At 56.4% G+C, this 23,558-nt stretch carries 17 protein-coding genes; 11 read left to right on the forward strand and 6 right to left on the reverse strand.

Going from position 1 to position 23,558, the window contains the following annotated elements:
- Window positions 1–177 precede the first annotated feature (177 nt).
- The 9 genes from mntR to JTA15_RS02675 all read left to right on the forward strand — a co-directional run bounded on the left by mntR (window position 178) and on the right by JTA15_RS02675 (window position 10,818).
- A complete protein-coding gene (gene mntR / locus JTA15_RS02635; protein WP_014169260.1) occupies window positions 178–651 on the forward strand; it encodes a manganese-binding transcriptional regulator MntR in 474 nt (157 codons plus the stop codon).
- Window positions 648–1,757, forward strand: a complete 1,110-nt coding sequence (locus tag JTA15_RS02640) for an anion transporter (protein ID WP_040016987.1) — start codon at window positions 648–650, stop codon at window positions 1,755–1,757. Before mntR ends, JTA15_RS02640 begins: the two co-directional genes overlap by 4 nt.
- Window positions 1,758–1,858: 101 nt before the next feature.
- Complete coding sequence (locus JTA15_RS02645) at window positions 1,859–2,953, forward strand: HlyD family secretion protein (RefSeq protein WP_020884906.1); 1,095 nt, start codon at window positions 1,859–1,861, stop codon at window positions 2,951–2,953.
- Window positions 2,950–4,521 (forward strand): DHA2 family efflux MFS transporter permease subunit, encoded by a 1,572-nt coding sequence (locus JTA15_RS02650; protein WP_219372823.1) that lies wholly within the window; start codon window positions 2,950–2,952, stop codon window positions 4,519–4,521. The genes JTA15_RS02645 and JTA15_RS02650 overlap by 4 nt, the downstream gene beginning before the upstream one ends.
- On the forward strand, window positions 4,521–6,041 hold the full coding sequence (locus tag JTA15_RS02655; RefSeq protein WP_219372824.1) for an efflux transporter outer membrane subunit: 1,521 nt from the start codon (window positions 4,521–4,523) through the stop codon (window positions 6,039–6,041). The genes JTA15_RS02650 and JTA15_RS02655 overlap by 1 nt, the downstream gene beginning before the upstream one ends.
- Before the next feature lie 106 nt (window positions 6,042–6,147).
- Window positions 6,148–7,188, forward strand: coding sequence for an aldo/keto reductase (locus JTA15_RS02660; protein ID WP_014169266.1), 1,041 nt, complete (start codon window positions 6,148–6,150; stop codon window positions 7,186–7,188).
- A 147-nt stretch (window positions 7,189–7,335) separates the two neighbouring features.
- Entirely contained in the window at window positions 7,336–8,712 is a 1,377-nt protein-coding gene (locus tag JTA15_RS02665) for a glycoside hydrolase family 1 protein (RefSeq protein ID WP_032681380.1), read from the forward strand.
- Between the two features lie 51 nt (window positions 8,713–8,763).
- Window positions 8,764–10,086: a PTS sugar transporter subunit IIC gene (locus JTA15_RS02670; protein WP_219372825.1), complete on the forward strand. Its 1,323-nt coding sequence runs from the start codon at window positions 8,764–8,766 to the stop codon at window positions 10,084–10,086.
- Between the two features lie 15 nt (window positions 10,087–10,101).
- Window positions 10,102–10,818: a GntR family transcriptional regulator gene (locus JTA15_RS02675; RefSeq protein ID WP_032677739.1), complete on the forward strand. Its 717-nt coding sequence runs from the start codon at window positions 10,102–10,104 to the stop codon at window positions 10,816–10,818.
- 69 nt (window positions 10,819–10,887) lie between these two features.
- Here JTA15_RS02675 and ldtB read toward each other — a convergent pair whose 3' ends face one another.
- Window positions 10,888–11,808 (reverse strand): L,D-transpeptidase, encoded by a 921-nt coding sequence (ldtB, locus tag JTA15_RS02680; RefSeq protein WP_025204618.1) that lies wholly within the window; start codon window positions 11,806–11,808, stop codon window positions 10,888–10,890.
- A gap of 221 nt (window positions 11,809–12,029) precedes the next feature.
- On the opposite strand from ldtB, the gene JTA15_RS02685 reads away from it, so the two are divergent.
- Window positions 12,030–13,625 (forward strand): ABC-F family ATPase, encoded by a 1,596-nt coding sequence (locus JTA15_RS02685; RefSeq protein WP_020884901.1) that lies wholly within the window; start codon window positions 12,030–12,032, stop codon window positions 13,623–13,625.
- A gap of 76 nt (window positions 13,626–13,701) precedes the next feature.
- Here JTA15_RS02685 and JTA15_RS02690 read toward each other — a convergent pair whose 3' ends face one another.
- Together JTA15_RS02690 and JTA15_RS02695 are read right to left on the reverse strand one after the other, a co-directional pair.
- The gene (locus tag JTA15_RS02690) at window positions 13,702–16,065 is read right to left on the reverse strand and encodes a TIM-barrel domain-containing protein (RefSeq protein WP_219372826.1); all 2,364 of its coding nucleotides are present in this window, start codon (window positions 16,063–16,065) and stop codon (window positions 13,702–13,704) included.
- A 17-nt stretch (window positions 16,066–16,082) separates the two neighbouring features.
- The gene (locus JTA15_RS02695; protein ID WP_020884899.1) at window positions 16,083–17,384 is read right to left on the reverse strand and encodes an MFS transporter; all 1,302 of its coding nucleotides are present in this window, start codon (window positions 17,382–17,384) and stop codon (window positions 16,083–16,085) included.
- Window positions 17,385–17,671: 287 nt separating this feature from the next.
- On the opposite strand from JTA15_RS02695, the gene JTA15_RS02700 reads away from it, so the two are divergent.
- On the forward strand, window positions 17,672–18,745 hold the full coding sequence (locus JTA15_RS02700; protein WP_219372827.1) for a LacI family DNA-binding transcriptional regulator: 1,074 nt from the start codon (window positions 17,672–17,674) through the stop codon (window positions 18,743–18,745).
- Here JTA15_RS02700 and JTA15_RS02705 read toward each other — a convergent pair.
- The 3 genes from JTA15_RS02705 to JTA15_RS02715 all read right to left on the reverse strand — a co-directional run bounded on the left by JTA15_RS02705 (window position 18,742) and on the right by JTA15_RS02715 (window position 23,557).
- Window positions 18,742–19,998 (reverse strand): DUF1479 domain-containing protein, encoded by a 1,257-nt coding sequence (locus JTA15_RS02705; protein WP_014169275.1) that lies wholly within the window; start codon window positions 19,996–19,998, stop codon window positions 18,742–18,744. The genes JTA15_RS02700 and JTA15_RS02705 overlap by 4 nt on opposite strands.
- Before the next feature lie 149 nt (window positions 19,999–20,147).
- Window positions 20,148–20,963 carry a Cof-type HAD-IIB family hydrolase gene (locus JTA15_RS02710; RefSeq protein WP_047357149.1) on the reverse strand — a complete coding sequence of 272 codons (816 nt, stop codon included), beginning with the start codon at window positions 20,961–20,963 and terminating at the stop codon, window positions 20,148–20,150.
- 161 nt (window positions 20,964–21,124) lie between these two features.
- Entirely contained in the window at window positions 21,125–23,557 is a 2,433-nt protein-coding gene (locus JTA15_RS02715; RefSeq protein ID WP_025204613.1) for a formate C-acetyltransferase/glycerol dehydratase family glycyl radical enzyme, read from the reverse strand.
- Window position 23,558 lies beyond the last annotated feature (1 nt).

A 23,558-nucleotide genomic window follows, 5' to 3' on the forward strand; every position in this document is an offset into this window, starting at 1 on the left:
TCCTGATTTTTGATCCCTTCGATCCGTGAAGGGTGACTGCATTACATACAGATATAGCACAGGCTATATTGTATAGCTATGGCTATTTCGTTAATTTTTTGTGCTTGTAGAGGGATGGTTTACAATGTGCGCTCTCGATACCGGGCGCTGGAAGCGTCACCCCACTGAGGAAGTACAATGAACCGTCGCGCAGGTAAGCCAACAATCAGAAAAACGACGCAACTGGTGAATGTTGAAGAACATGTCGAAGGTTTTCGCCAGGTACGTGAAGCGCACCGTCGTGAGCTGATTGATGACTATGTTGAACTGATTTCCGATTTGATTCGCGAGGTCGGGGAGGCGCGCCAGGTGGATATGGCTGCACGGCTGGGCGTTTCCCAACCGACAGTGGCAAAAATGTTAAAACGTCTGGCCTCCGTGGGCCTGATTGAAATGATCCCCTGGCGCGGCGTCTTTCTGACGCCGGAAGGGGAGAAACTCGCCCAGGAGAGTCGCGAGCGCCACCAGCTCGTCGAAAACTTCTTACTGGTGCTGGGCGTAAGCCCGGAAATTGCCCGCCGGGACGCGGAAGGAATGGAACACCACGTCAGCGAAGAGACGCTGGTTAAGTTCCGCGAGTTTACCCTTAAATATGGTCCCTCCGCTGAATGAACATCCCTGGACTGCAGGCCCTGGCACGCGATCGTTTCTTCCATCTCTTATTCATCATTGGCGCAGTACTGAGCATCTTTGTGCCGTTTGCGCCACACACCTGGCCTGCGGTGATTGACTGGCGCACCATCATTACCCTCAGTGGCCTGATGATGCTCACCAAAGGGGTAGAGTTGAGCGGCTATTTTGACGTCCTGGGACGTAAAATGGTGCGCCGCTTTGCCACTGAACGCCGCCTGGCGCTGTTTATGGTGTTCTCTGCTGCGGTGCTGTCGACGTTTCTGACCAACGACGTGGCGCTGTTTATCATCGTGCCACTCACGCTCACGTTGCGTAAGCTCTGCGAGATCCCGGTTAGCCGGCTGATCATCTTCGAGGCGCTGGCCGTTAACGCCGGTTCGCTTCTGACCCCTATTGGCAACCCACAAAATATTCTCCTGTGGGGACGCTCCGGGCTGTCGTTTGCCGCTTTTACCTGGCAGATGGCTCCGCTGGCGCTGGTGATGATGGTGTCGCTGCTGGCGGTCTGCTGGTTCGCGTTCCCGGTTAAAAAACTGCAGTACCACAGCGGTACCACGGGCCCGCAGTGGCAGCCGCGTCTGGTGTGGAGTTGTCTGGCGCTGTACATCGTTTTCCTGTTCGCGCTGGAACTGAAGTATGAACTGGCGGGCGTACTGCTCGTCGCCGCCGGTTTTTTATTCCTGGCGCGGCGCGTGCTGGTCAGCGTGGACTGGACGTTATTGCTGGTCTTTATGGTGATGTTTATTGATGTGCATCTGCTTATCCAGCTTCCGGTACTGCAACACGTTCTGCACAGCGTCAGCGGCCTGTCGCAGCCGGGATTGTGGCTCACGGCGATTGGCCTGTCACAGTTCATCAGCAACGTGCCTTCCACCATTTTACTCCTCAACTACGTTCCCCCTGACACGCTGCTGGCGTGGGCGGTGAATATCGGTGGGTTTGGGCTGCTGCCCGGTTCGCTTGCTAACCTGATTGCCCTGCGTATGGCTAACGATCGTCGTATCTGGTGGCGTTTCCATGTCTGGTCGATCCCGATGCTGATTTGGGCCGCGGCGATCGGTTTCGGAATTTTCCTTCTCATATAGTGCGCAATTTGTCAGTTTTTCCTGGCAAACGTATAGCAACGTCCTAGCTTTAGTGAACGGCATAGTGTGATGCCGCTCACTGACAGGACTGTTGCTGACCTATGGCTGAAGATCAAAACCTGCCTGCTGACGAGCAGGAAAACAACACTAAACAGCGTAAGCGCCCGGGCAAAAAACCGTTAATCATCCTTGGCATTGTCGTGGTGGTGATGGTTATCGTGGCGCTGGTCTGGTGGTTTTTAACCCGTAACGAAGAGACCACTGACGACGCCTTTACCGACGGTGATGTGGTGACGATTGCCCCGAAAACGGCAGGCTATGTCACCGAGCTGCGCGTGCGCGATAACCAGCGGGTGAAAAAGGGTGACCTGCTGGTGGTTATCGATCCGCGTGATACCACCGCCCAGCGCGATCAGGCGCAGGCCCAGCTTGGGCTGGCGATAGCCCAGCTGCATCAGGCTCAGGCGCAGCTGGCGCTGTCAAAAGTCCAGTATCCCGCTCAGCGTGATGAAGCCAAAGCGCAGGTGATTAAAGCGCAGGCCGATCTGGCCAATGCGCAGGCGGAGTATCGCCGCCAGCGAGGCGTTGACCCGCGAGCGACCACCCAGCAAAGTATTGATACCGCCAATGCCCAGCTGCGCAGTGCCCAGGCGGGCCTGGCAAGTGCGCAGGCGCAGCTTGAAGTGGCAGAGCAGGTACAGCTGCAGATCCGCCAGCAGGAAACCAATGTGGAAGCGCGTCAGCGCCAGGTCGATCAGGCCAAAGCGCAGCTGGAAACCGCGACGCTGAACCTCTCTTACACCGAAGTCCGCGCCCCGTTTGACGGTTTTGTCACTAAACGCAACGTCCAGCCCGGCACCCTGGTGCAGGCGGGTACCGCGCTGTTTTCACTGGTCTCTCCGAATGTGTGGGTGGTGGCGAACTTTAAAGAGTCGCAACTCGAACGCATGAAGCCGGGCGATAAGGTCGAGGTGTCCGTAGATGCCTGGCCGGATATGGCGCTCGAAGGCCATGTCGACAGTATTCAACAGGGCAGCGGCTCGCGCTTCTCCGCCTTCCCGTCGGAAAACGCTACCGGTAACTTTGTCAAAATCGTTCAGCGCGTGCCGGTGAAGATCGTGATTGATAAAGGGCTGGATCCCAACAAACCGTTGCCGCTTGGGCTGTCGGTTGCACCGAAGGTGACAGTGGAATGACGGATCACAGCCACGACAACTGGCGACCCGCCAGTAATCCGTGGGCGGTGGCGATTGTGGTCACGCTGGCGGTGTTTATGGAGATCCTCGACACCACTATCGTTAACGTGGCGCTCCCGCATGTGGCCGGGTCGCTCTCGTCCAGCTACGACGAATCCACCTGGGTATTGACCAGCTACCTGGTGGCAAACGGCATAGTGCTGCCGATATCGGCTTTCCTGAGCCGGGTTTTTGGCCGCAAGCTGTTCTTCCTCATCTGCATCGTGATGTTCACCGTCTGTTCGTTCCTGTGCGGGATCGCCACCGAGCTGTGGCAAATCATTCTCTTTCGCGTAATGCAGGGCTTTTTCGGCGGGGGGCTGCAGCCCACGCAGCAGTCGGTGCTGCTCGACTACTTTAAACCCGAGGACCGGGGTAAAGCGTTTGGCCTGTCGTCAATCGCCATCATCGTTGCGCCGGTACTTGGCCCGACGCTGGGCGGCTGGATCACCGATAACTACTCCTGGCGCTGGGTTTTCTTCATCAACATTCCGGTGGGGATTGTAACGGTGCTGGCGATCTACCAGCTGCTGGAAGACCCGCCATGGGAAAGCAAATCGAAAGAGAAGCTGTCTATCGACTGGACGGGGATTGGCCTGATCGCGCTGGGGCTAGGCTGCCTGCAGGTGATGCTCGACCGGGGAGAAGATGAGGACTGGTTTTATTCGAACTTTATTCGCACCTTCGCCGTGCTGACGCTCATCGGCATTATTGGTGTGATTTACTGGCTGGTGTATGCCAAAAAACCGGTGGTAGATCTGCACTGCATGAAAGATCGCAACTTCGCCATCTCCAGCCTGTTGATGGCGGGCATGGCGATGATTCTGTACGGCAGTTCGGTGGTGATTCCGCAGCTTGCACAGCAGGACCTGGGCTACACCGCCACCTGGTCCGGGCTGGTGCTTTCACCGGGCGCCGTGTTGATCGTATTGACTATCCCGCTGGTGCTGAAGCTGATGCCGGTGGTGCAGACGCGCTGGATTATCGCTTTTGGTTTTACCTGCCTGGCGGTGTCGTTCTTCTGGTCACGCACGCTGACCCCGGATATCGATTTCGAAACGCTGGTGCTGTTCCGCAGCGCCCAGTCGATAGGGCTTGGGTTCCTGTTTGTGCCTCTCACCACCATTGCTTTTATTTCGATACCGAGGCGGCTGAACGCCGATGCGGCGGCGCTGTTTACCATGTTCCGCAACGTGGCGGGCTCAATTGGCATCTCGCTTTCTACGGCGGCCATTACCGAACGTTCTCAGGCGCACAGCGCGCATCTGGCCTATCACGCGTCACCGTTTAATGAACAGTTCCAGCTGGCGATACGCGAAAGCGCGCAGGCGATCCAGAACTTCACCACTCAGGTCGGGGACCCTACCGGTATCGCCACCGGGCGCATGTACCAGACCATGATCGAGCAGTCGCGCTTCCTGGCGTATATCGACGTGTTCACCATTCTGAGCGTGGTAGCCATGTTACTGATTCCATTTTGTTTGTTGCTCTCGCCGGTTAAGAGCGAGGGGAGTGCAGGAGCACATTGATGATACACAGACGTTTAACCCCCCTGATGATCATGCTGCTGGCAGGCTGCGCCGTGGGGCCGGATTACCAGCCGCCGGCGTCGCAGACCCCGACACACTGGAACGACCCGGGTGACAGCGGCGTGAAGTCAAAAACGGCCTCGACGGCAACCAACCCACGCTGGTGGAAAACCTTCGGTTCACCGCAGCTGGACAGCCTGATTGAACGCGCGATCGCGGGAAATTTATCCCTGCAGCAGACGGTATTGCGTATTGCCGGGGCGCGCGAACAGATTAACCAGGCGGGTGGGGCGTTTTACCCTTCCGTAAACGGTAATCTGCAGGCCACGCGCCAGCAGCTTGGGCTGGAGGGAGAGCTGAAATCCCACGGCGTGTACGACCAGCTTGATAACGTGGATCCTGAACTCAGGGGCGCGCTAGGACCGCTGACGCAGCCGATCAATCTTTACCAGGGGAGCTTCGATGCGCAGTGGGAAATCGACCTTTGGGGCAAGGTGCGCCGACAGGTCGAGGCTGCCGAAGCGCAGCAGAAAGTGGCGATAGAGCAGCGTAACGACGCGCTGGTGTCGCTGGAGGCGGAAGTGGCGCGCGCATGGCTGCAGCTGCGGGGGGCGCAGAGCATCATTGCCACGCTGAACACCCAGATTAAGAGTGCGCAACAAACCCTGGAACTCACCGAAAGCCGCCAGCGGGGCGGGCTGTCACCGCAGATGGACGTTGAAAATGCGCGTGCCCAGTTGGGGAACCTCGAAGCGCAGCTTCCTCAGTATCAGGCCCAGGCACGGCAGGCAATGAATGGCCTCGCGATTTTACTCGGCAAGCCGCCGGGGGCGCTGGATGCGGAGCTGCAGTCGGCGCAGCCGATGCCCGCCCTGCCGGATATTGTACAAACGGGTATCCCCTCCACGCTGGCCCGTCGTCGTCCTGACGTGCGCGAGGCGGAAGCCAATCTACACGCCGCCACGGCGCAAATCGGCGTTTCCGTGGCGCAGCTGTTCCCGAGCTTTACCCTCTCCGGGCAGTTTGGTCTGCGAAACAGCGAAACCAACTGGCTGACGGACTGGAGCAGCCACTTCTACAGCTTCGGCCCGCAGGTCTCGATACCGATTTTCCAGGGCGGAAGACTGGTCTCGAGCGTGAAGGTGGCGCGTGCGCAGCAGGGCGCGGCAGTGCTCGACTACCGCCAGACGGTGCTCACCGCGCTCGGGGACGTGGAGAATGCGCTGGTGAGCTACCGCACCGATCAGCAGCGTGAAGCCGGCCTTGCTAAAACCATCGATGCGTTGCAAAACGCGTTTGATTTGGCAAGCGACAGCTACCGGCAGGGGATCGCCAGCTTTATTGACGTGCTGGATGCCCAGCGGCAGCTGGCGCAGGCGCAGCAGCAACGCGCGCAGGCGCAGGTGCAGAGCGCTCTCGATCTGGTGGCGCTCTACAAAGCGCTGGGCGGCGGCTGGGAGCCGTATCAGCAGGTGCAATTACCGGATTACAAGGTCTTTGGTGAGGCTCCTCGCGGATAAGATTCAGAGGATTGGGCAAGAAACGGACAGGAACACCACATTCGCGATGGCTATGGGGCGGGTATAACTATCGGGTACCCATCGAACGACATGCGAGGATTATCTTATGCGTTATCAAAAACTGGGCAATACCGGTCTGTTTGTGTCTGAACTGTGCCTTGGCACCATGACCTTCGGCGGAGAAGGCGGCATGTGGGGCAAGATTGGTCAGCTGCAGCAAAGTGAAGCCGAGCAGCTGGTGGGCCGTGCACTGGATGCCGGAATTAATTTCATCGATACCGCGGATGTGTATTCGGAAGGGCGCTCGGAGGAGATCACCGGCCAGGCGCTGAAGAACCTGAAAATTCCGCGCGAAAACGTGGTGGTTGCCACCAAAGTGTTTGGCGAAACGGGCACGGCCGGGGTGAACTCCCGCGGCAGTTCGCGCTATCACATCATCAGTAGCGTCAAAGAGAGCCTGCGCCGTCTGCAGCTCGACCATATCGATCTGTATCAGCTCCACGGTTTTGACCCGGCAACCCCGGTCGAAGAGATGCTCTACGCGCTGGATAACCTGGTGCAGCATGGGCACGTGCGTTATATCGGCGTCTCTAACTGGGCGGCGTGGCAGATTGCCAAAGCGCTGGGCATTTCCGAACGCCTTGGGCTGGCGCGTTTTGCTTCGCTGCAGGCGTATTACACCATCGCCGGGCGCGATCTTGAGCGCGAACTGATACCGATGATGCAGAGTGAAGGCGTCGGGTTGATGGTCTGGAGCCCACTGGCAGGCGGTCTGCTTAGCGGAAAATATGGCCGTGACGGGCAGAGTGAATCCGGCGGTCGCCGCCTGGAATTTGACTTCCCGCCGGTGAATAAAGAGCGTGCTTTCGATTGCGTGGATGTGATGCGCACCCTGGCCGAGCGCAAAGGTGTCTCTGTGGCGCAAATTGCGCTGGCGTGGTTGCTGCATCAGAAGGCCGTAACCAGCGTCATTATTGGTGCCAAACGTGTCGACCAGCTGGACGACAACATTGCCGCCACCGGGATCCGTTTAAGCGAAGACGAGCTTAAACAGCTTGATGCCGTCAGCGCGCTGCCGCGCGAATACCCGGGCTGGATGCTGGAGCGGCAGGGTGAATATCGTCGTCATCAGCTCGCACAACAATAACCGTCCTTCCCCCCGGTCTCGCTTCGCTGACCGGGTTTTTTTCCCGCCTTGCTCACAAAAAACGATCCTCCTCTTTGATTGATTTTTCGTCTTCGTCTATATGACTAGTCATGAAATTTTAAATGACTAGTCATATAGGGAGCGATCATGAATCAATTTCTGCCAGCCAATTTTTTATGGGGCAATTCCGTATCCAGTATGCAGACGGAAGGGGCCTGGAATGAGGGAGGAAAGGGAATGTCGGTATATGACATTCGCGAAGCCGGGGAGAACGTTTCTGACTGGAAAGTCGCGACCGATTCCTACCACCGCTATCGGGAAGATTTCGACCTGATGCAGGATCTGGGCATGAACTGCTACCGCTTTCAGATCGCCTGGAGCCGCGTATGTCCACAGGGCGACGGTGACTTCAACGACGAAGGTATCGCCTTTTATGACCGCTTTATTAACGATTTAATTGCCCGCGGCATTGAGCCGATGATCTGCCTCTACCACTTCGATATGCCGCTGGCGCTGGCGCAGGAGTACAACGGTTTTAACGATCGCCGTGTGATGGACGCGTTTATCCGCTACGGCAAAAAGATGATCGACTGTTACGGCGACCGGGTGAAATACTGGCTGACGTTTAACGAGCAGAACATCTTCCACATGCCGGAAGCCTTCCGGATCTCGGGCTATATGAAAGGCGAGAAAACCCTGCGCGAGCTGTATGAACTGCAGCACCACACCATGGTCGCGCATATGACCCTGACCGAATACCTGCACCAGACCCGTCCGGGCCAGCTGATGGGCGGTATGCTGGCGCACCAGCTGGTCTATCCGGCGACCTGTAAACCGCGTGATATCTTCTGCGCCCAGCAGTATGACGAATTCCTCAACCAGAACCTGCTGCGCGTCTTTGCCGGCCAGGGTTACAGCCCGGCGGTGATGGCCGTCGTGGAACAGCAAGGTTTTGCGGATATCTACCGCGCTGAGGATCTTGCGCTGCTGGCGCGTACCAAAAACGACTATATGGCCTTCAGCTACTACGCCAGTAAAACCCTCGACAGCGATGCGATCCCCGAAGGAACGCCGGTCAACGATTACCTTCTGCACGGTGATAAAAATAACCCGTACCTGAAAGCGACCGAATGGAACTGGCAGATTGATCCGCTGGGCTTTCGCACCATCATCACCCGCTATTACAACGACTGGCGTATGCCGGTATTCCCGATTGAAAACGGTATTGGGGTGATCGAGTCCTGGGACGGTGTGAATCCGATTGAAGATACCTACCGTATTGACTACCACCGGGCGCATATCGAGGCGATGAAACAAGCCATGTTTGAGGATGGCGCAGAGGTGATCGGCTACCTCGGCTGGGGCTTAATCGACATTCTGAGTTCACAGGGAGACATGCGTAAGCGTTACGGCGTGGTCTATGTGAACCGTGAAAACCACGACCTGAAAGACTTAAAGCGCGTACCGAAGAAGAGCTACGCATGGTTGAAACAGGTTATCCATACCAACGGACGCGAGATGTAAGCCGTACGCTGCCGGGCCGTTTTTGTGACTGATTGAAGGGAAATATCCGCTATGTCTGAAACAAAAATAACACCGCATATGCAGTCTTTTGTCGACAGATTTGTTGAGTTCTCGGCGCGCCTGGCAAACCAGGTGCACCTGCGTTCCCTGCGCGATGCCTTCGCCACGGTCATGCCCATTTTCATCCTTGCCGGTCTGGCGGTGCTGGTGAATAACGTGGTATTCCCATGGATTTTTGAAGGCGACACGCTGGCGCATTTTAAGGTGTGGGGCGAGGCGATTATTAACGGTACGCTGAATATCGCCGCGCTGTTGCTGGCACCGATGATTGCCTGGTCGCTGGCACGCAACAAAGACTTCGACAACCCGGTCTCGGCAGTGGTTATCGCCATCAGCAGTTTTATCATTATGATGCCGATGCGCTTACAGCTCACGCCCGTCGGCAGCGACGCCACGGTGAACGTCACGCAGGTGCTGACGTTCTCCAATATTGGCTCAACCGGCATTTTTGCCGGGGTGCTGATTGGTCTGCTCTCAACGGAACTGTTTATCGCCATTTCTCGTCTGAAAGCGCTGCACATTTCTTTAGGTGAAAATGTACCGCCGGCGGTCAGTAAATCGTTTACCGCGCTGATCCCGACGATCCTGACGCTTTCCCTGTTTGCTATACTGGCCGCGCTTCTGGCGAACGTGTTGCACACGGATCTCATCCACCTGATCACCACTTTTATTCAGCAGCCGCTGCGCCTGATCAACACCAGCCTGCCGGGCACGATTTTTATCTATAGCTTTGGTAACTTCCTGTTCACGCTTGGGATCCATCAGTCGGTGGTTAACAGCGTGGTGCTGGAGCCGTTTCTGCTGATCAACACCAACGAGAATATGCTGGCCTTTGCCAACGGTCAGCCTGTCCCACATATCATCAACAATATCTTTGTACCGACCTTTGGTATGGTGGGGGGCACCGGCAGCACGATTTCACTGTTGATTGCCATTTTCGTCTTCTCACGGCAAAAATCGGCGAAACAGGTGGCCCGTTTGTCGCTGGCGCCGGGTCTGTTTAACATCAACGAGCCGGTCATTTTTGGCCTGCCGATTGTGTTCAACCTGCCGCTGATGATCCCCTTTGTGCTGCTACCTGCCATAGGTATCTGGTTTGCGTGGTTCTGTACTACCCTGGGGGTAATGTCGCGCTGTGTGGTTATGATCCCGTGGACAACTCCGCCCATTCTGAGCGCCTGGCTGGCAACGGCAGGGGACTGGCGCGCCGTGGTCGTGCAGTTGGCAATCATTGTATTTGGTGTATTCTTCTACCTGCCTTTCCTCAAAATTGCCGAGAGAGTGGCATTAAAAAACAGCGGGACAGAAAACTAACAGAAAGGAAGGACGATGGCGGCGAAGTACATCACCATAGCGCGGGAAATTAAGAAACGCATTATTAGCTCGCAATACGCCGCCAACGAACCGCTCCCGGACCAGTTTGCCCTGGCGGCGGAGTTCAGCACCAGCCGGATGACCATACAGCAGGCCATACGCCAGTTAATTGTGGAAGGGCTGATCTATACCCGTCAGGGGCAGGGGACGTTTATCCGCAAAAATTTCCTGCAACTCTCGCAGTGGGATCTTTCCGGCAGCGACTACTTCGGCGCAACAAAAACCTGGGAGCATCTGGGCACCGTTTCCAGCGTCGTGGTCCATTTCGAGTTGCGCTTTCCGAACGAGAAGGAGCAGGCCTCGCTGATGATTAACGCCGATGCGCCTGTCTATGACTTTGTTCGTCTGCGTCTGCTCAACGGTGAGCCGATGTCGCTGGACTCCACCGTTATGCCGCTTAATCTGGTGCCCGGTCTGAATAAAAGCCATCTTGAAGGCTCCGTGTTCCGCTACGTGCAGGAGACGCTGGGGCTGAAAATCATGGGGTCGTACCGGGTGGTGCGGGCGCTAAAACCGAACGCGCTGGATATGCAACACCTTATCTGCGAGCAGACCGATCCGGTGCTGGAGGTGGAGCAGGTTATCTATCTGGAGGATGGCACACCGCTTGAGTATGCCCACTGTCACTACCGTTACGACCACGGCGGGATAGTTATCGTCAATAACGGATAAAAAAAGCGGGCATCAGAGCCCGCTTTTTTATTCTCAGACCCGGTCAGCAAAGCGCCACCGGGCAGAGGGTCAGTTCAGACGCACTGGCATACCAGAACGGTTCTGAACGGCCTGGTCAACAATCGCTGTCTCTACATCCGGCTGAGAGGTCACGGACTGCACCGCGCTGTTCAGCGTAACCGGAACGATTTCGTTGTTGTTGATCTGGTCTTCGCTGGTGGACAGCGGGTTATGTACTTCAATGTAACGGCTGCCATCCGGCTCAGACGTCGCTTTAACCGGTTCGTTGATGAACTGGACGCGGGTACCGACCGGCACGTTTTCGAACAGGAATTTGATGTCTTCGTTACGCAGACGTACGCAGCCGTGGCTTACGCGCAGGCCGATACCGAAGTTGGCGTTGGTCCCGTGAATCGCGTACAGACGGCCAATGTACAGTGCGTACAGACCCATAGGGTTATCCGGGCCTGCCGGTACAACAGCTGGCAGGGGTTCACCCGCAGCGATGTACTCTGCGTGCATTTTGGCGGTTGGCGTCCAGGTTGGGCCTGCTTTCTTACGCTCAACTTTGGTCGTCCAGTTCATTGGGGTGTCTTTACCCAGCTGGCCGATACCGATTGGCAGCACGATAACCGTGTTGGTGCCTTTCGGGTAGTAATACAGACGCATTTCCGCGCTGTTGATGACGATACCTTCATGGACGGTATCCGGCAGAATCAGCTGCTGAGGAATGTTCAGCACGGTACCGGCTTTAGGCAGATACGGGTCAACACCCGGATTCGCTTCCAGCATGTTAGACAGGCCCAACTGGTACTGCGCCGCGAAATATTCCAGTGGCTGAGCGTTACCTTCAGGCACCGTGACCACCTGGTTTTGACCAACCAGACGGCTACCGTCTGTCGGCAGCGGATAAGTCACCGCAGAAGCGGTTTTGCAAAAACCTACTACGGCTAACGCCGCCGCAAAAAGCGTTGTTAATTTCATGTTCATGTTGTGCGAGGTATCTAAGCCATTCCGGCGATGAGTTGATAAGTCTGAATCTTGATGGGAGCGCATTATATGTGCATTCCCGCTAACAGGGAATTCAGATGTGTACGAAATCACATTTTTTTCGATTTTGTTAAAGTTTAGCGGATTGCCGCAACGCGGGATCTCAATTCGGAATTGTGGCATAATGCCGTGTTTATCACACTTTTCGCAGGAATCTCCCCGTGTTAGTTACCAGCAACGTCACTATGCAGTTTGGCAGTAAGCCGCTGTTCGAAAACATTTCCGTCAAATTTGGCGGCGGCAACCGTTACGGCCTGATTGGCGCCAACGGTAGCGGTAAATCTACTTTTATGAAAATCCTCGGCGGTGATTTAGAGCCGACGCTGGGCAACGTTTCGCTCGATCCAAACGAGCGCATCGGTAAGCTGCGTCAGGATCAGTTCGCCTTTGAAGAGTTCACCGTCCTTGACACCGTTATCATGGGACACGCGGAGCTGTGGGAAGTGAAGCAGGAGCGCGATCGCATCTACGCGCTGGCGGAGATGAGCGAAGAAGATGGCTACAAAGTGGCCGATCTCGAAGTGCTGTACGGCGAAATGGATGGCTACTCTGCGGAAGCGCGTGCGGGCGAGCTGCTGCTGGGTGTGGGTATTCCGGTAGAACAACATTACGGCCCGATGAGCGAAGTCGCGCCAGGCTGGAAACTGCGTGTTCTGCTGGCGCAGGCGCTGTTCTCTAATCCGGATATCCTGCTGCTCGACGAACCAACGAACAACCTGGACATCGACACCATCCGCTGGCTGGAGCAGACGCTGAACGATCGCGACAGCACCATGATCATCATCTCGCACGACCGTCACTTCCTGAACATGGTGTGTACACACATGGCGGACCTGGACTACGGCGAGCTGCGCGTTTATCCGGGCAACTACGACGAGTACATGACGGCAGCCACGCAGGCGCGTGAACGTCTGCTGGCGGATAACGCCAAGAAGAAAGCCCAGATTGCGGATCTGCAGTCTTTCGTCAGCCGCTTCAGCGCGAACGCCTCTAAATCTCGCCAGGCGACCTCTCGTGCGCGTCAGATTGACAAGATCAAGCTTGATGAAGTGAAAGCGTCCAGCCGTCAGAACCCATTCATCCGCTTCGAGCAGGACAAGAAACTGTTCCGTAATGCGCTGGAAGTGGAAGCCCTGGCTAAAGGTTTTGAAAACGGTCCGCTGTTTAAAAACTTTAACCTGCTGCTGGAAGTGGGCGAGAAGATCGCCATTCTGGGTGCCAACGGCGTGGGTAAATCCACCCTGCTGAAAACCCTGGTCGGCGAACTGCAGCCGGATAACGGTACCGTGAAGTGGTCTGAAAACGCGCAGATTGGTTACTACGCACAGGACCATGAATACGAGTTCGAAAACGACCTGACCGTCTTCGACTGGATGAGCCAGTGGAAGCAGGAAGGCGATGACGAGCAGGCGGTGCGCAGCATTCTGGGTCGTCTGTTGTTCAGCCAGGACGACATCAAGAAGCCTGCTAAAGTGCTTTCCGGTGGTGAAAAAGGGCGCATGCTGTTCGGTAAGCTGATGATGGAAAAACCCAATATCCTGGTGATGGATGAACCGACTAACCACCTGGATATGGAATCTATCGAATCGCTGAACATGGCGCTGGAGATGTATCAGGGGACCCTGATCTTCGTCTCTCACGACCGTGAATTCGTCAGCTCGCTGGCGACCCGCGTGATCGAAATTACGCCTGAGCGCGTGGTGGACTTCACCGGTAACTACGAAGATTACCTGCGCAGTAAAGGTATCGAGGGTTAAAAAAAGCCCGGTGGCGCTACGCCTACCGGGCCTGTGTTTGATGCCCTCTCCCTGTGGGAGCGGGCATCAGGCCGTACTAGACCACCCATTCACTCCCTTCAATACCATTCACCAGCAGCGTGCGTTTTTCCCCGGCCGGTAACGATATCTTCAGCGCTTTCCACGCCGGACGATAATCTCCCCGCGCACTGACCTTCAGGTTGATGGTGGCACCGTCGCATGCCATGTCCCATTCCACCCACAGCGCATTGCCGTTCTGATAGCCCCAGCTTTCACCATCGTCTTCAAACAGCAGGCCCGCGGTTGAACCGACGCCTTTCACCGGGAACAGTTTCAGCTCACGGGTAGTGTCTTTTTCCGCGCTGACATGCGTAATGCGTTCGCTGAGCGGCAGACCCGCACCGGCACGTACCAGCAGCGGCAATTTCTCCAGCGGCGCATCACGTACGATCCACTGCCCGCCAGCGAACCACTCGTGGGTGTAAAAATCGTACCAGCCCGTTTCGTTATCCGGCAGCCAGACGCGTCGCTCGCGCTGCCCGGCCTCCACCACGCTGGCCACCAGCAGGTCGCGACCCAGCAGGAAATCATCGTTCTCCTCAAACGTCTGCGCATCGTGTTCGTGGTCGAGGAAGGTCGGGCGTAGCATCGGTTCGTCGTCGGTATGCGCCTGCCAGAGCAGGGTATAAAGGTACGGCAGCAGACGATAACGTAATTCAATGGCACCACGAATAGCCGGCGTCACGCCCGGATACATCCACGGCTCGTTAACGGTGTGGTCATCATTCCATGAGTGAATAGTAAAGCGCGGATGCATCACGCCGTTTTGCACCCAGCGTACGAACAGTTCCGCGTCGGGTTTGTCGCCAGAAAAGCCACCGACATCATGCCCCACATTAAACAGCCCGGACAGGCTCATTCCCAGACCCATGCGGGTGTTATAGCGCAGGGTATCCCAGCTGGTACGGTTATCGCCGCTCCAGGTCTGGACGTAACGCTGCATGCCCGCGCAGCCGGAGCGGGAAATGAGATACGGACGTTTTTCCGGGGCAAAACGCTGCTGCGCTTCCAGCGAGGCACGCATCATTAGCAGCGGCATCACCGGGCGAATGTGCTTGATCGCGATTTCCTTGCCAAAGCCGTGGCAGCGGGCTTCGCCATCCCACACTTCATATTCGTTGTTGTCGTTCCAGGTGGAGTCGATCCCCATCTCAAGCAGCTGCGTGGTTACCCCTTCCTGCCACCATTTCACCGTCTGTGGGTTGGTAAAATCGAGGTGAGAACCTTCGTCATCCCAGAAGCTGGAGCGTTCTGGCGCGTCGGTTTCTGAATCGCGGATGAACAACCCGTTTTCCGCAACTTCGTTATAGCGCGGATGATCCTGCAGCAGGCATGGCTTGATGTTGGCCGCCAGCTTTAACCCCGCGTCGTGGAAAGCCTGGGTCATCACCTTCGGCTGCGGCACCTTGTCGTGGTTCCAGTTAAAGACGTAGCGCTTGCCGTTGATCGAGGTATAGCCCGAAGAGAGCTGGAACGAGTCGCAGGGAATAGCATGTTCTTCGCACAGACGAATAAAGTTCATCAGCTGGTTCTGCGCATCCGGCGCGTCGGTGTAATGCATGGTCGAACCGCTGTAACCCAGGCTCCATTTCGGCCCGAAGAGCGTTTTCCCGGTCAGACGCACGAAAGCTTTGGTGACGTCCAGCACGCGCTTGCCGGTAAAAATGTAGTAATCGATGTCGCCCGCTTCCGCCTGCCAGCGACGATAGGCGGTGTGATAGTTGTCAATCTCGTTGCCCAGATCCAGCCAGCAGCTGCTCAGGTTGTCGTAGAAGAGACCGTAGCTCACGTCATCGCGACGGGTGAGGGTGAACGGAATATGTTTGTACAGAGGATCGGTGCTGGCCGCGTTGTAGCCCATTGCATCGAGGTTGCGCATCTCGTAGCGTTTACCGTTACGCTGCAGATCGCCGGCTTTCTCACCCAGACCGTAGAAGCGTTCATCTTTGCGGCGGCTCAGGTAGTGCGCCGCACCGTCGCCATGGGCATTCAGCAGATAAGCACTGGTTGGACGGTCGTTGACCAGCGGCTGCCAATCACCTGCCTCATTGCGGTAGTGCCACTCCAGCCACAGCGGCTGATGCACGGTCACACGCAGCTGTTCGGTGGCAACCGTCAGCACGTCGTCCTGCTGCGTTAGCGTCCAGGCGGGGCAGGTGAAACCACTCAGATCGTCGCGGCGGCGACCTTCCCACGGCACATCTTGTTGCGGGGCGATGCTCCAGGTGCGATCCAGCGTCAGTTCACCTTTGCGTTTAATCAGCACGCGGAACAGATTTTCTTCCAGCACATACAGGCACAGACGGTGCTGGTTATCGACCAGCAGTTCCAGATGATTTGCCGACTGCTTATCAACGGTCCAGTTTTTCAGGGTTTTCATACGCAATACATCCACTATCAGGCGCGCTTGGCGCGACGTTCAGCAATAAATGCCACCAGGAAAACAGCGCCAATCAGGTCAAAGAACCCCATGGCAATAAAGAGCGGGTTAAAGCCGATTTTGTCGGCGGTCACCCCAATTAACAGGGAGAACAGGAAGCTGGCGATCCAGGCCGCCGAGCCGCGCATGCCGTTAACGGTCGCCATCTGACCTTTATCAAATGACTCCACGACCAGCGCGCTGAGCATGCAGGAGATGATCTGATGCCCGAAACCGCCGATGGAGATCAGCACGATGGTGATATACGGGTCGCGGGTAATGGCCACGACGGCCAGGGAGATCATCAGGAATGCCCCGGTGACGGAGCTGGCCACCACCGAGTTCACACGGCTGCAGCCGAACAGTCGGGCATACAGACGGGTGAGGTAGCCGCTTGCCACGCTGCCGAGGTCCGCGGCAAGGAACGGCAGCCAGGCAAACATCGCAATCTGCTTCAAATCCATGCCGTGCTCTTTGGCGAGATACAGCGGAACCCAGAAGCTCAGCACGGCCCAGGCCGGTTCGGCCATAAACGCCGGAAGGGCGATACCGTAGAAGCGCTTATTTTTGGAGACATTTTTCAGCGCGGTGAGGAAGGGCAGTTTTACCGCAGGCGGTTCGTTATCCTGCTTGATAAATGCCAGTTCGTCCTTGCTCAGGTTCGGATGCTGTTCCGGGTTGTGGTAAAAAGCCCACCAGAGGATCACCCACAGCAGCGCCAGCACGCCGGTAAACATAAACGCGCCCTGCCAGCCAAACGAGGCGTGCGCGAAATAGATGATGGGCGGTGCCAGCATCGCGCCAATGGAGAACCCTACGCCCGCCCAACCGGCCGCGACAGGACGTTCCGATTTCGGAAACCATTCGCCAATGGTTTTCGCATTCGCCGGCGTGGCGGCCGCTTCAGAAGCACCCATAAAGAAGCGCAAGATAGCCAGGTGCAGCCAGCTGCCCGCCCCGGCGTGGAAAATACACATCAGCGCCCAGATCCCGGCGCAAACCATAAAGCCAATCTTCAGACCAATCACGTCGATCAACCAGCCGCACAGAGGCTGGAAAATGGTGTAGGCAATCTGAAATGCCCCGACGATCCAGGAGTATTGCTCGGTGGTGATCCCAAGGCTCTCTTTCAACTCAGGGGCGAGAATACCCAGCGAGTTTCGGGTGATGTAGTTAACGGTGACGCCCAGTAAGAACAGCACCAGCACATACCAGCGCAGGTTCTTAATGACGCGACGGGTTTTGCTTGTCGCAACGGTGTTATTGATGTCCTGACTCATTTTACTCTCCACAAGACGGACGGTAAGGGGACGGAGGTTCAGGTGTCACACTGATTTTTATGGCTTTGATTTCTATCCGTTTTAATTTGGAAGTTGCTATACAACTAGTATGGAAGTGGTGTGACAAATTCACCTTAAGGGAGAAAATGAGCGGGCAATAGTGGATTTTGTGCAAAATTTCTCATCAATGACATAAATCATCTGGCATGATGCTTTTCATGCCCGTTACTGCCTGATAAGTACGCTATGAAAATTTTTTCATTTCGCAAATGGAGCCAGATCACAAAATGGACAAAAGGCTAAAAATCACCGAAATTGCCGCCCGCACGCAGCTCTCCATCAGCACCGTGTCGCGGGTGCTGGCAGGAAAAGCGAACACCAGTGAAAAAGCGCGCGCCACGGTGCTGGCCTGCGCGCGGGAGCTGGGGGTGATGGACGGTCTGGCGGCGGGGCGTCTGCTGCTCAACAGCCTGGTGGTTTTTGCGCCACAGCGCGCCTTTGACGAGCGGTCCGACATCTTTTACTACCGCGTGATCCAGAGCGTGAGTAAAGGCCTTGCTTCCCACGATGTCCGTCTGCGTTATTGCGCGCTGGAAGAGAATGACAGCGACGCACAGCTTTTTCTGGCACGGATGAACGAGCCGGAGACACAGGCCGCTATTCTTCTCGGTATCGACGATCCGCATATTCACGATCTGGCGGTGGATGTGGGTAAACCCTGCATGCTGATTAACTGCCGCGACCGGCATATGCGCCTGCCTGCAGTGGCACCGGACCACCGCGCGATAGGTGAGCGGGCCGCGGACTATCTGTTTGAAATGGGACACCGTGAGGTGATGAATGTCCTCTGCCTGCGGCGTTACACCATGGAACTGCGTCTGGCCGGGATCCGCGATGCGTGGCAGTCTCACAACCTGAAATTCAACGATAAACGCGATCTGCTGGTGGCTCCGAGCTTCAGCGCGCGCGAAACGGAAGAGCTGGTCACCTCCTGGCTCCGTCAAATGCAGGGTAAGGATCTGCCCACCGCATTTTTGGTCGGCGGCGATTTTATGGCGGCGGGCACCATCAGTGCGCTGCAAAAACAGGGCTTGCGTGTGCCGCAGGATATCTCGGTGATGAGCATTGACGGGTTTAATCTGGCGGCCATTCAGGATGTTCCGCTCACGGCGGTGCACGTACCTCGCGATGAACTGGGAACCGAAGCGGTGCATATGCTTCAGCAACGGCTGATGCGCCCGGATGCGCCGGTGGGAACGTTATTGCTTAACGGCACGCTGGCCGTGCGGGGTTCTGTCCGGCGGATACGTCAGGGGAAACGACGCACCGCCGTGGAGCGGGAAGGGTTATACGACAGTTAAGCCATGCCCAGGGCACGCTTGCCGTGAATATTCAGATCGTTCACGGTAAAGCGGTCCTGCCAGTTTTTTTCATAATCTTCGCGCGGGAAATCGCCCGGCGATGCACCGGTTTCCAGCGCTGCTTTCACTTTTTTCGCATAGGCGAGGTTTTTCTCGCACATCGGGGCGGCAGGGATATACATTACGTTGCCCCAGCCTTGCTGATTTTCCACCGGTGCAACGGAGTGGATCACGTCACAGTGCCACCACACGGAATCGCCTGCTTCCAGTGCAGGAATGCTGCTCAGCGCTTCGATTAACAGCGGATGCCATTTCTCGGAGACCGGCAGGACACGTCCCGGCGCGACGCCGCAGAGTTCATCTTCCGGGACATCATCCAGCAGCGGACGCAGCAGAATGTAGGCCATCGCTTCCGGGATCGGCACCACATGCAGCAGCCCCTGACCCGGGATCATATCTGACAGCGCCGTCCAGCCCTGGAAGGTGCGGAATACAGAACATTTTGTGGTGTTATCCACGGTGTACTCTTCCACTTCGGTACGGTGTGCGGCGTTCCACGGATCGTATTTATCCACGTTGCCGTCAAAAACGCGGGCAAAGACCTGCTGATAGGCCGGCAGCAGCCAGCGCTCCAGCGCGCCGGAATCGGTATGCGCGCCCAGCCCTTTAGAGGTGGTACCCGGTGGGCGACGACGAATACGGTCCGGATAAATGACGCTGACGTCCGGATCGAACCACTGCTTGCCATTACTCTCGAAGGTCCATAAACGGTTCAGGAACGACTGTACCTGCGCCATCTCTTCACTCTGGCGGGCCTGCATTTGCGCCTGCGACCAGTAGATAGGGTAAATTTCCGGACGTGAGGCGGTTAAGGTACCAAAGAAGTTATCGCCCGGACCTTTATAGACCTCATCAAACCGGTTGAGATCGAGGTAGTCGAGCATCGATTGATCCCACGCCAGCGCCTGCTCGCGGGGGAAGTGACCTTTAATCACCGCGCAGCCACGGCGTTTGACCGCGTCACGCTGTGCCTGGGTGATCGTCCCGTTTTTCACATCCGCAAACGGGATAACCGGCCAGACGGTTTCACCTTTGTTCTTCAGGGCATTAATTTCCGCCACGCGGGTCGCGATTTTATCGCTGAGCGTGTCGAATACCGCCTGAACGTCTCCGATCTGCGCACGTAGTTCACGCTTCAACTGACGAATCGCTGCTTTATGGTCCGCAGGCAAACTTTCACTGGTAAACGTCATAACTGCCTCGCATCTTTCATTCGAAAGTAAAAATATCTACAAGTGATACTTTAAGTTAAAAATTAGTTAATGCAAGTTTAAATGTTTGACGTGTGCCACAGGATGGAAAAAGAGTGAGGTGCCGGAGCAGTGCTCCGGCAAGAGAGAGATTACGCGTCGAACGGGGAGTGGTCGTCAAGCACGGCCTGAATCACATTCAGTGCGCCCTGATGGTTGTTGTCATCCGTGCTGTAGCGGCAGATCGTTTTGATGCTCTGCGCCGCGTTGCCCATGGCAAAATTGTATTTCACCAGCTTCAGCATTTCCGCATCGTTGCCGCTGTCCCCGATTGCCACGCACGCCTGCGGCGAGATTTTCCAGCGCTTCAGCAGACGGCTAATACCGTTGGCTTTGTGCAGGCCCGGGATAATCAAATCGACAAACCCAAAACCGCTGGTGACGGGTTTCATAATCCCGTCGAGGGAGACGTGCAGTTTGTCGACAAGATTCGGGATATCGCTGTCCGGCAAATTCAGGGAGAATTTGAACAGCACGTCGTCAATTTCGCGGTAATCACGGATGCGTTTTAAGCGGTGGTAGTGCTTTGACATGAGCGCCACAAACGCGTCCGGCGCCCGATCGCTGACGTAGGCGCTCTCCAGCCCACAGGCCACAAAGTTGAGCGCGTTGTCTTTCAGCAACTCGCCAATGACAATTTGCGACTCATGGCGGGTCAGTTCACCGTGAAAAATCTGCTCACCGTGATCGAACACCAGCGCGCCATTTTCCGCCACGAAGGAGATCTGATCTTTCAGTTCCGGGAAGAAGGAGATGAGCTGGTAATACTGGTTGCCGCTGGCGACAACAAATTCAATATTACGGGCTTTAAGCTGCTCAAACTGTGCCTGAAAGCGGTCGCGGTCGTACTGCTTGGCATCATCAAGGAAAGTTCCGTCCATATCGGTGACGATAACTTTTACGGTCATACTGTGCTCCTGAGTCACTGCGTTTGAAACATTCTAATAACAAGGTGACGGAGAGCACAAATTTAATTTCATTCGAAAGTCAAAGCAAAGCGGCAACCGAAATTGCCGCTTAAAGACAGGTTCCCTCTCCTTGATGGGAGAGGGCATAAGTCTGAAGAGAGTTAAAGCGTGTGCTCGGTACGCGCAATAATATCGTCCTGCGCATCCGGCGACAGGGCGGTAAAGAACGCGGAGTACCCTGCGACGCGCACCACCAGGTCACGATACTGGTCCGGGTGTTTCTTCGCTTCCAGCAGCGTTTCACGCGAAACGATGTTGTACTGAATATGCCAGCCCTTGTGCACTTCAAAGAAGGTACGCAGAAGCACCATCAGTTTCTGACGGTCACTGTCATTTTCCAGCGTCGACGGATTGAGCTTCTGGTTTAACAGTACCCCGCCGAGGATCGCTTCGGTTGGCAGTTTGCCGACAGAGCCAATTACCGCCGTAGGGCCGAGGTGGTCAGTACCGGAGGCCGGGCTGGCTCCTTCTGCCAGCGGAGTATGCGCCTTACGTCCATCCGGGGTTGCCATCGTTGCCGCGCCAAACGGCACGTTCGCGGAGATAGATGACGTGCCGGCATAGTAGTTACCGCCAATCGGACCACGGCCATAGCGCGGGTTATGGTACTGCTTCAGCTCGGCGATATAGGTTTCGTAGGCACGGGTCAGCAGCATATCCACGCTGTCGTCATCGTTACCGTATTTTGGCGCGCCGTTGATCAGCCGCTGACGCAGCTGCTCGTGGGTCAGCCCGTCGAAATCATCGGCCAGAGCGGCGGCCAGCTGTTGCTGACCTATCGTACCCTGTTCGAAGACCAGTTTTTTCACCGCGGCCAGGCTGTTGCCCAGGTTAGCAATACCCACCTGCAGGCCTGACACCCAGTCATACTTCGCGCCGCCTTGTTTGATGCTTTTCGCGCGTTCTATACAGTCATCCACCAGCGCTGAGCAGAGAATATCGGGGACGTTCTCTTCCAGCATCGTGTCCACCACATACTCAATCTCGATAGATTTGCGGGTGTAGTAGCGGATCTGGGTATCCCACGCCGCCATCACCTCTTCGAAGTTATCGAAGTTACCGGCAGAGAGTGCTTTCTCCTGTGGCAGGAATACCTTACCGCTGGTGGCATCGCGGCCGCCTTCCAGCGCTGCCAGCATCACGCGGGCGAAGTTGATAAAGCTCATGCCGGTGCAGCGATAACCCCATTTGCCACCCACTGCGGTTTCGATGCAGCCAATCGCGGCATAGTCATAGGCATCCTCTTTTTCGACGCCGAGCTTGATGAATTCCGGAATAACAATCTCATCGTTGTTGAACGCGGGCATACCAAAGCCGCAGCGGATCACCTGCACGCAGGCGTCGAGGAAGTCATTGCTCATGCCCGCATGATAACGCACGCTCAGGTTTGGCTGCGTGGAGCGCAGGCGACCGCAGGATTCCAGAATCGCGTAGCTGAGCGGATTGACTGCGTCCATAGGCTCACCGTTGATCAGCGTCTGTCCACCGATGGTGACGTTCTGATACAGCGGGCTACCCGCTGAAGCTTTGGAGTGCGAACCGGAGCGGATTTTGTTCACTTCCAGCAGCTTCAGCCAGCAGCTGTGCAGCAGCTCGATGGCATGTTCGCGGTCGAGGCTCTGGTTCAGCTCCACGTCGCGGCGGTAGTACGGATAGAGGTACTGGTCCATGCGGGCAAACGAGACGGAGTGGCCGTTGGACTCAATCTGCAGAATCAGCTGAATGAAGTAGCACAGCTGCAGCGCCTGCCAGAAGGTTGTTGGCGGCTGATGGGCAATCACATCACAGTTTTCTGCCATCGCCAGCAGCTCGTCGCGACGGCTTTCACGGGATTCGGTTGCCGCCATTTCACGCGCCAGCGCGGCGAAACGTTCGATGTGCAGGCTGACCGCTTCCAGCACAATATCGATCGCTTTCAGGAACTGTTCCCCGTGAAGGTCGTCGAGCACCGTCAGGTTGATACGCGAACGACGCTCGGCCACTTTGTCGCGCAGACCATCGAGACCTTTTTCCAGCAGCAGCGGGAAGTTAACCGCCAGGTGTGCGTCGCCGGAGGTCATGTTACCTTCCGCTTTGATAATGCCGGTTTCCAGCAGCCCTTTTTGCTCGTCGGTGAACATGCCGTAGCAGCGATCCTGCACCGTCTGGCCGCGCCACCATGGGCAGATCTCATGCAATACGCGCTTGTTTTCTTCGCTCACCGCAAAGCCTGCGCCCGGACGGTCCGCCAGATCGTCAATCTCTTTTTCAATCCACGAGACGGTGTATTCCGGGAAAATTGGCGCGGCGCGGACTTCACTGGCCTGGTTACCGATGATGAGCTCATCGTGTTTTATCCAGATGGTGCGCTGCGCGAGGTGATGCGCCAGCGCCAGCGCGCGACGCACCGGGATCGGCTTGTCCATATGCTGCTGGTACATCTCGGTGTAATGCAGGGCGCGCTCGGTACAGACCGGCGGCTTCACGATATGCACGAGGGCCGTTTTGTGTGCTTTTATGCGCTCGCTAAGGGTGCTGAGATTCAGGGTCGTCATA

It is taken from the genome of Enterobacter sp. BIDMC 29 (assembly GCF_019378755.1).
In the GTDB taxonomy this organism is placed as follows: domain Bacteria; phylum Pseudomonadota; class Gammaproteobacteria; order Enterobacterales; family Enterobacteriaceae; genus Enterobacter; species Enterobacter ludwigii.

Bases quoted from the DNA above. Each gene is read 5' to 3' on its own strand.
- JTA15_RS02665 (WP_032681380.1), top strand. From the start codon at position 7,336: ATGAATCAATTTCTGCCAGCCAATTTTTTATGGGGCAATTCCGTATCC.
- JTA15_RS02705 (WP_014169275.1), bottom strand. From the start codon at position 19,998: ATGACGTTTACCAGTGAAAGTTTGCCTGCGGACCATAAAGCAGCGATT.
- JTA15_RS02715 (WP_025204613.1), bottom strand. From the start codon at position 23,557: ATGACGACCCTGAATCTCAGCACCCTTAGCGAGCGCATAAAAGCACAC.
- mntR (WP_014169260.1), top strand. From the start codon at position 178: ATGAACCGTCGCGCAGGTAAGCCAACAATCAGAAAAACGACGCAACTG.
- JTA15_RS02675 (WP_032677739.1), top strand. From the start codon at position 10,102: ATGGCGGCGAAGTACATCACCATAGCGCGGGAAATTAAGAAACGCATT.
- JTA15_RS02710 (WP_047357149.1), bottom strand. From the start codon at position 20,963: ATGACCGTAAAAGTTATCGTCACCGATATGGACGGAACTTTCCTTGAT.
- JTA15_RS02645 (WP_020884906.1), top strand. From the start codon at position 1,859: ATGGCTGAAGATCAAAACCTGCCTGCTGACGAGCAGGAAAACAACACT.
- JTA15_RS02640 (WP_040016987.1), top strand. From the start codon at position 648: ATGAACATCCCTGGACTGCAGGCCCTGGCACGCGATCGTTTCTTCCAT.
- JTA15_RS02650 (WP_219372823.1), top strand. From the start codon at position 2,950: ATGACGGATCACAGCCACGACAACTGGCGACCCGCCAGTAATCCGTGG.
- JTA15_RS02695 (WP_020884899.1), bottom strand. From the start codon at position 17,384: ATGAGTCAGGACATCAATAACACCGTTGCGACAAGCAAAACCCGTCGC.
- JTA15_RS02670 (WP_219372825.1), top strand. From the start codon at position 8,764: ATGTCTGAAACAAAAATAACACCGCATATGCAGTCTTTTGTCGACAGA.
- JTA15_RS02690 (WP_219372826.1), bottom strand. From the start codon at position 16,065: ATGAAAACCCTGAAAAACTGGACCGTTGATAAGCAGTCGGCAAATCAT.
- JTA15_RS02660 (WP_014169266.1), top strand. From the start codon at position 6,148: ATGCGTTATCAAAAACTGGGCAATACCGGTCTGTTTGTGTCTGAACTG.
- JTA15_RS02655 (WP_219372824.1), top strand. From the start codon at position 4,521: ATGATACACAGACGTTTAACCCCCCTGATGATCATGCTGCTGGCAGGC.
- ldtB (WP_025204618.1), bottom strand. From the start codon at position 11,808: ATGAACATGAAATTAACAACGCTTTTTGCGGCGGCGTTAGCCGTAGTA.
- JTA15_RS02700 (WP_219372827.1), top strand. From the start codon at position 17,672: ATGGACAAAAGGCTAAAAATCACCGAAATTGCCGCCCGCACGCAGCTC.